We start from the raw sequence: 9231 nt of genomic DNA on the forward strand, positions 1-9231 counted from the left end.
GGACATCAAGGGCCACACGGTCCACAAGGTCATGATCGCCGAGACGGCCCCGGAGATCGTCGAGGAGTACTACGTCTCCTTCCTCCTCGACCGTGCCAACCGCACCTTCCTCTCCATCGCCTCCGTCGAGGGCGGAATGGAGATCGAGGAGGTGGCCGCCACCCGTCCCGAGGCCGTCGCCAAGATCGCGATCGACGCCATCGACGGTGTGGACGAGGCCAAGGCCCGCGAGATCGTCGAGGCCGCCAAGTTCCCGGCCGAGGTCGCCGACAAGGTCGTGAACGTCCTGGTCACGCTGTGGGAAACCTTCATCAAGGAGGACGCCCTCCTGGTCGAGGTGAACCCGCTGGCCAAGGTCGCCTCCGGTGAGGTCATCGCTCTCGACGGCAAGGTGTCCCTGGACGACAACGCCGAGTTCCGTCACCCGGACTTCGAGGCGCTCCACGACAAGGCCGCCGCCAACCCGCTCGAGGCGGCCGCCAAGGAGAAGGGCCTCAACTACGTCAAGCTCGACGGCGAGGTCGGCATCATCGGCAACGGCGCGGGCCTGGTCATGTCGACCCTGGACGTCGTGGCGTACGCCGGTGAGCAGCACGGCGGCGTCAAGCCCGCCAACTTCCTGGACATCGGCGGTGGCGCCTCCGCCCAGGTCATGGCGAACGGCCTGGAGATCATCCTGGGCGACCCGGATGTCAAGTCCGTCTTCGTCAACGTCTTCGGTGGCATCACCGCCTGCGACGAGGTCGCCAACGGCATCGTGCAGGCACTGAAGCTCCTGGAGGGTCGCGGCGAGCAGGTCACCAAGCCGCTCGTCGTCCGCCTCGACGGCAACAACGCCGAGCTGGGCCGGAAGATCCTCACCGACGCCAACCACCCGCTGGTCCAGCGCGTCGACACCATGGACGGCGCGGCCGACAAGGCCGCCGAGCTGGCCGCCGCCAAGTAAGCACCGAGGACGAGGACATCAAGACACCATGGCTATCTGGCTCAACAAGGACAGCAAGGTCATCGTCCAGGGCATGACCGGCGCCACCGGCATGAAGCACACCAAGCTCATGCTCGGCGACGGCACCAACGTCGTGGGCGGCGTGAACCCGCGCAAGGCGGGTCAGACCGTGGACTTCGACGGCACCGAGGTACCCGTCTTCGGCACCGTCAAGGAGGCCATCGAGAAGACCGGCGCGGACGTCTCCGTCATCTTCGTGCCGGAGAAGTTCACCAAGGACGCGGTCGTCGAGGCCATCGACGCCGAGATCCCGCTGGCCGTCGTGATCACCGAGGGCATCGCCGTGCACGACACGGCCGCCTTCTGGGCGTACGCCGGCAAGAAGGGCAACAAGACCCGCATCATCGGCCCGAACTGCCCCGGCATCATCACCCCGGGCCAGTCCAACGTCGGCATCATCCCGGGCGACATCACCAAGCCGGGCCGCATCGGCCTGGTGTCGAAGTCCGGCACGCTGACGTACCAGATGATGTACGAGCTGCGTGACATCGGCTTCTCCACGGCCGTCGGCATCGGTGGTGACCCGATCATCGGCACCACCCACATCGACGCCCTGGCCGCCTTCCAGGCCGACCCCGACACCGACCTGATCGTCATGATCGGCGAGATCGGCGGCGACGCCGAGGAGCGGGCCGCGGCCTTCATCAAGGAGAACGTGACCAAGCCGGTCGTCGGTTACGTCGCGGGCTTCACCGCGCCCGAGGGCAAGACCATGGGCCACGCCGGCGCCATCGTCTCCGGCTCCTCCGGCACCGCCCAGGCCAAGAAGGAGGCCCTGGAGGCCGCGGGCGTCAAGGTCGGCAAGACCCCGACCGAGACGGCCAAGCTCGCCCGCGAGATCCTCGCCGGCTGAACAGGCAGAACAGGCCCGGCAGGCTGAGTTCTGACGCGTCATCGGTGGGCCCGTCCCCGGAAGGGGACGGGCCCACCGGCGTGTCGGGTCCCGATCTCCCCGTGCCAGGTCCTGTCGTCAAACTCGCGTCTGCCCCGCGACGCCATGCACGCACTCTCGCCGCACCGGGTTGACGACAGGACCTAGCGGGCCTGAGGTGTGAGCCGCTCCGGCCCTCCCGCCGCCTGCTTCCTCAGTTTGGTGCTCAGCGTCAGCCCCTGCGCCGACAAGGGGCCGAGCATGCCCTGTGCCGGGAGACCCCGGACCGGGTGCCCGGGGGACACCGGCGCCAGATAGTGCGTGGGGGCCGTGCGCAACGTGAGTGCCGTCGCGCCGAAGACGGCGACCGTGAATGCCATGGCCGACCGGGTCCAGAACCGGGTGCTGCGCTCCCCGGCGGTCCGCACGGCCTCCGGCCCGGCTGTCTGCTCGGCGGGCGAACCGGTGGCCGGTCCGGCGATCCCCCCGGCGGCCGGCGAGCCTCGCGACCCGGCCGTGGCGGGTTGACCGGCCGAGGCCAGCCGGACCAGTCGCCGGTGCAGTTCCGCCGGGTGCGCCAGTTCAGGCAGGTGGGCGGCGACGGCATCCCGGGCGTGTATCAGCCGGTGCGCCGCCGCCGGAGTGCTCGCCTCCGTCTCCGCAGCGGTCTGCGGCAGGGCCAGGCCGACGCCGTCGTGGAGCACCAGCGTGCGGCGGTAGGAGGGCGGAAGCCGCAGGAGCGCGTCCTGCAGCGCGCGGTCGGCGGGGTCGGGCGGCAGGTCGGAGAGACGGCGGCGCGGGACGAAGCGGTGCCAGGGGGAGAGGGCGCACTCGTACGCCGTCGCCCGCACCCAGCCCGCCGGGTCCCGGTCGCGGGCCACCTCCGGCCAGTGCTGCCAGGTGAGTTGGAAGGCCCGTTCCACGGCGTGGCGTGCCTGCTCTTGGCTGCCGGTGAGCAGGTAGGTCTGTCGTGTGAGAGCGGGGGCGCAGTAGGCGTAGAGGGAGTCGAAGGCCTGAGCGGGTGTCACCGGCTCCCGCGTCCCGGCTTCGGTGGTGCCGGGGGGCGGAGGTCGCGTCAGGGCGGCGGTCACCGAGGCGTGTCGACCCTTCCCGAGCCGTGGCGGCGGCTTGGCGTGACCGTCCGTCATGGTGCGTCCCTCCGTATGAATAAGCACATAAATGTATTTTGGGCGACACATCGGAGGTTCGCCTGTTGCGCCGGGAAAGCGTGTGACGTTGGGAGCATGGCGGGCGTGATCCAGACGACCCATCGACGTCCGCCACTGCCGCACCTGCGCACCCGCGTCCGGGACCGCTCACCCGGACTCGGCATCGGCTTCCTGGGCGGTGTGGTCGCGGCGGGCCTCGGGCTCGGCTCGTTCGCCGTGCTCGTCATCGCCCTGTGGATCAGTTCGCCGTACCCCGACAGCGGACCGGGCGGCGCGCTGCACGTCGCCGCCGCGCTGTGGCTGCTGGCGCACGGCGCCGAACTGGTCCGCAGCAACACGCTCACCGGCGTTCCCGCCCCCCTGGGGGTGACCCCGCTGCTGCTGTTCGCACTGCCGGTCCTGCTGGTGCACCGCGCGGCGCGGGACGCGACCGACGGCGGCGACGGCGGCCCGCTCGTCCCCCCGCGCACCGCCTGGGCCGGCGTCGTCCTCGGCTATCTCGGCGTCGCCGGCGCCGCCGCGGCGTACGCCGCGGGCGGGGCGCTGCGTCCGTCCTGGCCGTGGATGGTCGTATGGGTGCCGCTGGTCGCCGCGGTGGCGGCGGGCAGCGGCGTATGGACGGCGTACGGCTGTCCGCGCGCCCCCCTGGAACGGGCGCTGCGCGCGCTGCCGCCCGGCGTACGACGCCTGCTCCTCGGTCCGGGGCCGCGGGCGCGCCTCGGCGCCTCGACGCGGGCGGCGGGCGCCGGAGCGGTGGTGTTCGTCGGGGGCGGCGCGCTCGTCCTCGGGGTGTCGCTGGTGGGGCATGGCGCGACGGCCCAGGGGGCGTTCCTGCGGCTGACGGAGGGCTGGACGGGGCGGTTCGCGGTACTGCTGCTGTGCCTGGCGCTGCTGCCGAACGCGGTGCTGTGGGCCGTGGCGTACGCCCTCGGGCCCGGGTTCCAGCTCGGTGCCGGCCACGTCGTCGCCCCGTTCGCCTCCGCCCCGGCCCCGATGCTGCCATCCTTCCCGCTGCTCGCCGCGGTACCGGACGCGGGCCCCGGCACCTCCCTGAACTGGGCGGCCAGCGCCGTACCGGTGGCGGCCGGGCTGACCATCGGCTGGTTCGTCGCGGGGGCCGCGGTGCGGGACGGGCGGGACGCCGACGGGAATGTGATCGGCCCGAAGCGGGCGTGGTCGTGGAGGCGGACCATCGCGGGGGCGAGCCTGGGCTGCCTGCTGTGCGCGATCGGGCTCGGGGTGTTCGCGGAGCTGGCGGGCGGCGCGCTGGGGAACGCCGAACTCTCCCGGTTCGGGCCGGTGGGATGGCAGGTCGCCGGGGCCGCGCTGCTGTGGACCCTGGTGCCGGCCGTGCCGACGGCGCTGGTGGTACGGGCGTGGCGCTACTGGGGCGGCGGCAGGGCGGCGCCCTCGGCCGACCGGACCGAGGGACGGATCGCCAGGCCGCGGCAGAGCGGGGCCCCGGCGACACGGCTGCCGGACACCGGCGGACGCCTGCCCCTCGGCTACGACCCCGGCCTGGAGCCGTACGAGGCACTGCCCCTCGACCCGCCGACAGCCCAGCCCGCCGCCTGGCAGGACGACGACACCGCCCGCCGGGCCCGCTGGGAGGCACTCAGACAGGCGGCGACGAAACCCGCGCCGCCCACGCCGTCGGAGACGGAGCCCACGGGACCGGCGGGGCATGGGGAATCGGCGGCGGCTGCGACCGATTCGACGGGTGCGCCCGAGGCGACGGAGCCGATGGCGCTCCCCCACCCAATGGCGCTCCCGAAGCCGATGGAGCCATCGGAGCCGATGGAACCCCCAGGGCCGGGACCCGGGAAGCTGGCCGCACCCGCGGAACAGGAACAGGGCGAACCCGGCCGGCCGGCAGGGCCCGACGGGCCGAGCGCATCCGGGGAACCGGCCGTACCCGAGACACCGACAGAGGCGGCACAGGCGACCGCCCCGTCCGCACCCGCCGGCCCGTCTCCGGCGGAGGCCGCACCGGCGCCCGAGCGCCCGGCCTCTCAGTGAACTGGCGGCCCCGGGAAGGAGTGCCGATCTCGTAGCGTCGGCCTCTCAGCCGTCCATCCCCAGGACCCCGCGCAGCTCCCGCGGCAGGTGCTGGTCGCAGGACTGCTTGGCCTGGCTGGTCAGGGCGTCGTTCACGCACGTGTAGTAGTCGCGGTAGACGAACTGCGCGGCGAAGCCCGTGGCGACCAGGGCGAGGGCCAGGGACGCGGTGACCAGGCCGCTGACCGCCGCCGTCGTCTGGGGGCGGCCCTCCGCCACCGGGGCGGCCTCGTTCGGGTCCGGCCTGCGCGGCTTGGTGCGCAGGGAGCTGACTCCCCAGTACAGGGCCAGGGCGCCGAGCAACAGGGACACGTACGGCCAGCTGAAGAGCGCGAAGAAGAAGGCCCACATGCCGCACAGCAGGGAATACCGTGCGCGTCGCTGGGCGGGGTCCGTGGGGTCCCAGCGCATGCCGGGACCGCGTCCGCCGGCCGGCTCCTCGGGGCCTTGACCGGGCCGCTGGGGACGCTCGCCGAAGCCGCCCGGGGAGCGGCCGGGCTGGCGGTCGCTCCACTGGCTGCCCCAGGGCGACTGTCCGCCGCCCTCGCCGGAGCCCTGTCCCTGGCCGGAGGAGTTCCCGTCGGAGCCCGAGCCGGAAGGGTGCCGTGGCTGCCACGGACGGTCGGGCGTGCCCTCCGCGGGCGGTGCGAAGGGGTTGTCGTCCGGGGTGCCGCCCTCCTGCCCGGGGCCCTTGCCGCCGTCACCCGAGGGCGCGTCCGGCGGCGAGGTGGGGCGCTCCCGCAGCAGCACGGCGCCGCGCTCCCCTCCCTGCGCCGCATGCGGAGGAAGCGTGAGGAGTCGCGGGCTGCGGTCCGGCATCAAGTGAGCGTCTTCCCCTTGGTGAGTCGCGGCTGGTCCGGTGACCTGGAAGGTCCCGTCATACGTGGAACGCACGATGCGCGGACTGCGTTCCCCATGCGTCCCGGCACGTTTGCGCATGCGGTCCCGAGGGCGTTCCGGTATGCGTTCTACGTATGCGGTCCTGTGCCGGTCCCCCCAGACGCTACCTTCCGGCCACGCCCCCGTCCCATGGGGGCCGTCCGGTGTGCCGGTATCGTTGCTGACGGTCGGCCGCTTCGTAGGCTTCCCCGTATCCGGGGGCCCGAAGCATTCGTACGACCGTACAAACAGCTCCCCCGAGAAAGGGCCCCACCGTGGCCGCCAAGCCCGTGGCCAAGCGCCTCGTCGTGCTGGTCTCCGGATCCGGCACCAATCTGCAGGCGCTCCTCGACGCGATCGCCGAGGCCGGAGTCGAGGCCTACGGCGCCGAGGTCGTCGCCGTGGGCGCCGACCGCGACGGCATCGAGGGGCTCGCGCGCGCGGAGCGCGCCGGGGTGCCGACCTTCGTGCGGAAGGTCAAGGACTACGGCACGCGCGAGGAGTGGGACGCGGCGCTCGCCGAGGCCGTCGCCGCCCACGAGCCCGACCTCGTCGTCTCCGCCGGATTCATGAAGATCGTGGGGAAGGAGTTCCTCGCGCGGTTCGGCGGGCGGTTCGTCAACACGCACCCCGCCCTGCTGCCCAGTTTTCCGGGAGCCCACGGCGTGCGGGACGCGCTGGTGTACGGCGCCAAGGTCACCGGTTGCACCGTCCACTTCGTCGACGACGGCGTCGACACCGGTCCGATCATCGCCCAGGGCGTGGTCGAGGTCCGGGACGAGGACGACGAGAGCGCGCTGCACGAGCGCATCAAGGAAGTCGAGCGAAGGCTGCTCGTCGAGGTCGTGGGGCTGCTCGCCCGCAACGGCTATCGCATCGAGGGACGAAAGGTAGTTATCCAGTGACCGCCGAGAGCAACAAGCGGCCCATCCGGCGCGCGCTCGTCAGCGTCTACGACAAGACCGGTCTGGAGGAGCTCGCGCGCGGGCTGCACGAGGCCGGCGTCGAACTCGTCTCCACCGGCTCCACCGCCGCGAAGATCGCCGCGGCCGGCGTGCCCGTCACCAAGGTCGAGGAGCTGACCGGCTTCCCCGAGTGCCTGGACGGCCGGGTCAAGACCCTGCACCCCAAGGTGCACGCGGGCATCCTCGCCGACCTGCGCCTGGAGGACCACCAGCGGCAGCTGGCCGAGCTGGGGGTCGAGCCCTTCGACCTGGTCGTCGTCAACCTCTACCCGTTCCGCGAGACGGTCGCCTCCGGCGCCTCGCCCGACGAGTGCGTGGAGCAGATCGACATCGGCGGCCCGTCGATGGTCCGCGCCGCCGCCAAGAACCACCCGTCGGTGGCGGTCGTCACCAGCCCGGAGCGCTACGCCGACGTGCTGTCCGCGGTGGCGTCCGGCGGCTTCGACCTCGCGACCCGCAAGCGGCTGGCGGCCGAGGCCTTCCAGCACACGGCCGCGTACGACGTGGCCGTGGCGTCCTGGTTCGCCTCCTCGTACGCCCCCGTGGACGACTCCCGGTTCCCCGACTTCCTCGGTGCCACCTACGAGCGCAAGAACACCCTGCGCTACGGCGAGAACCCGCACCAGGACGCCGCCCTCTATGTCGACGGCACCGGCGGCGGCCTCGCTCAGGCCGAGCAGTTGCACGGCAAGGAGATGTCGTACAACAACTACACGGACACGGACGCCGCCCACCGTGCCGCCTACGACCACGACGAGCCCTGCGTCGCGATCATCAAGCACGCCAACCCCTGCGGCATCGCGATCGGCGCGGACGTCGCCGAGGCGCACCGCAAGGCGCACGCCTGCGACCCGGTCTCCGCGTACGGCGGTGTCATCGCCGTGAACCGGCCGGTCAGCAAGGAGATGGCCGAGCAGGTCGCCGACATCTTCACCGAGGTCATCGTCGCGCCCGACTACGAGGACGGCGCGCTGGAGGCCCTCACCAAGAAGAAGAACATCCGCATCCTGAAGACGCCGAGCGGCCCGTGCAACCGGGTGGAGGCCAAGCAGATCGACGGCGGTGTCCTCCTCCAGGCCACCGACCGCCTCCAGGCCGACGGCGACGACCCGGGCAACTGGACGCTCGCGAGCGGCGAGGCCCTGTCCGCCGAGGAGCTGGCCGAGCTGGCGTTCGCCTGGAAGGCCTGCCGGGCGGTGAAGTCCAACGCGATCCTGCTCGCCAAGGACGGCGCCTCGGTCGGCGTCGGCATGGGCCAGGTCAACCGCGTCGACTCCTGCAAGCTGGCCGTCGAGCGGGCGGGCGAGGAGCGGGCACGCGGCTCCTACGCCGCCTCCGACGCGTTCTTCCCGTTCCCCGACGGCCCGGAGATCCTCATCGCGGCGGGCGTGAAGGCCATCGTCCAGCCGGGCGGCTCGATCCGCGACGAACAGGTCGTGGAGGCCGCGAAGAAGGCGGGCGTGACGATGTACTTCACGGGCACGCGCCACTTCTTCCACTGACGGTTCCGACCGCCCGGTGGGCGTACGGCGGCGGCCTCCGGCCCTCCCCCAGGAGGGACCGGAGGCCACCGCCGTTCCACGGTTCCGGGCCAGCAGGGACGCACGGAGCGGATCGGGCCCCAGATGGCCCCCGCCCGTGCTCAGGGGGCTCGCGTCCGCAAGGACGGCGGCGCGTGGCGCCGCAGCCTCCACCAGGCCGACATCGCCGGTTCGTGAGCCCTTCGAGGCTTCGTGTTCAGGGGCTCAGTAGCGGGGGCGCTTGAACCACTCGGCGCTGGAGCGCTTCGCGGCGAAGACGATCAGCAGGATCGACACGACCATGACGAGCAGACCGATGCCGTAGGCCGCGATCGTGAAGACACCGGTGACGATCGCGAACGAGCCGTAGACGATCGAGCACACACGGACGCCGTTGCCGCCCTTGGCGTACTGCAGCAGCAGCACCAGGCCGAGGATCGCGAAGACGGCGGCCAGGGCGAGGAGGAAGACGACGACGCCCTTGCCGAGGTCGGCGTAGCGCTGGGTCTCGGAGTCGGCGGTGATGCCCGCGTCGGCCATCGTCTGGTCCCACTTGGACAGGGCGTAGCCGTACAGCCCGGCGATGGCCGCGTGGGCCAGGGCGATCAGGACGAGCATGATCCGGGCGGCGCGGGTGATGCCCGGCATCTGCGCGGGGCCGGTGGGGTAGCCGCCGCCGTACGGCTGCTGGAGCGGAGGTGCGGCGGGGTAACCGGAGCCCGGCTGGGCCGGGGGCTGCTGGGGGTAGCCGTAACCGGGAGCG

General features: G+C 72.5%; 8 protein-coding genes. 5 read left to right on the forward strand and 3 right to left on the reverse strand.

The window, feature by feature from the left end; translation table 11 throughout:
* Nucleotides 1–946, forward strand: a 946-nt coding sequence (sucC, locus tag BZY54_RS40960; protein ID WP_086730446.1) for an ADP-forming succinate--CoA ligase subunit beta, incomplete at its 5' end; no start/stop codon positions are given.
* 28 nt (nucleotides 947–974) lie between these two features.
* Complete coding sequence (sucD, locus tag BZY54_RS40965) at nucleotides 975–1859, forward strand: succinate--CoA ligase subunit alpha (protein ID WP_009190236.1); 885 nt, start codon at nucleotides 975–977, stop codon at nucleotides 1857–1859.
* A gap of 182 nt (nucleotides 1860–2041) precedes the next feature.
* Here sucD and BZY54_RS40970 read toward each other — a convergent pair whose 3' ends face one another.
* Nucleotides 2042–3025, reverse strand: coding sequence for a SigE family RNA polymerase sigma factor (locus BZY54_RS40970; protein ID WP_244217585.1), 984 nt, complete (start codon nucleotides 3023–3025; stop codon nucleotides 2042–2044).
* Nucleotides 3026–3121: 96 nt separating this feature from the next.
* Here BZY54_RS40970 and BZY54_RS40975 point away from each other — a divergent pair, with 96 nt between their 5' ends.
* Nucleotides 3122–5065, forward strand: a complete 1944-nt coding sequence (locus BZY54_RS40975) for a cell division protein PerM (protein WP_244217586.1) — start codon at nucleotides 3122–3124, stop codon at nucleotides 5063–5065.
* A gap of 45 nt (nucleotides 5066–5110) precedes the next feature.
* Here the strand turns inward: BZY54_RS40975 and BZY54_RS40980 are convergent, their stop codons facing one another.
* Nucleotides 5111–5923 (reverse strand): hypothetical protein, encoded by an 813-nt coding sequence (locus BZY54_RS40980; protein WP_086730447.1) that lies wholly within the window; start codon nucleotides 5921–5923, stop codon nucleotides 5111–5113.
* A gap of 335 nt (nucleotides 5924–6258) precedes the next feature.
* Here BZY54_RS40980 and purN point away from each other — a divergent pair, with 335 nt between their 5' ends.
* Both purN and purH read left to right on the forward strand, forming a co-directional pair.
* Nucleotides 6259–6888 carry a phosphoribosylglycinamide formyltransferase gene (gene purN / locus BZY54_RS40985; RefSeq protein ID WP_086730448.1) on the forward strand — a complete coding sequence of 210 codons (630 nt, stop codon included), beginning with the start codon at nucleotides 6259–6261 and terminating at the stop codon, nucleotides 6886–6888.
* A complete protein-coding gene (gene purH / locus BZY54_RS40990) occupies nucleotides 6885–8450 on the forward strand; it encodes a bifunctional phosphoribosylaminoimidazolecarboxamide formyltransferase/IMP cyclohydrolase (RefSeq protein WP_086730449.1) in 1566 nt (521 codons plus the stop codon). The genes purN and purH overlap by 4 nt, the downstream gene beginning before the upstream one ends.
* 243 nt (nucleotides 8451–8693) lie before the next feature.
* Here purH and BZY54_RS40995 read toward each other — a convergent pair.
* Nucleotides 8694–9231: proline-rich domain-containing protein (locus BZY54_RS40995; RefSeq protein WP_086730450.1), on the reverse strand; the 538-nt coding region annotated here is incomplete at its 5' end.

The sequence above is a fragment of the Streptomyces carpinensis genome (assembly GCF_002154505.1).
GTDB classification, from domain to species: Bacteria; Actinomycetota; Actinomycetes; order Streptomycetales; family Streptomycetaceae; genus Streptomyces; species Streptomyces carpinensis.

Bases quoted from the DNA above. Each gene is read 5' to 3' on its own strand.
- sucD (WP_009190236.1), top strand. From the start codon at position 975: ATGGCTATCTGGCTCAACAAGGACAGCAAGGTCATCGTCCAGGGCATG.
- BZY54_RS40980 (WP_086730447.1), bottom strand. From the start codon at position 5,923: ATGCCGGACCGCAGCCCGCGACTCCTCACGCTTCCTCCGCATGCGGCG.
- BZY54_RS40970 (WP_244217585.1), bottom strand. From the start codon at position 3,025: ATGACGGACGGTCACGCCAAGCCGCCGCCACGGCTCGGGAAGGGTCGA.
- BZY54_RS40975 (WP_244217586.1), top strand. From the start codon at position 3,122: ATGGCGGGCGTGATCCAGACGACCCATCGACGTCCGCCACTGCCGCAC.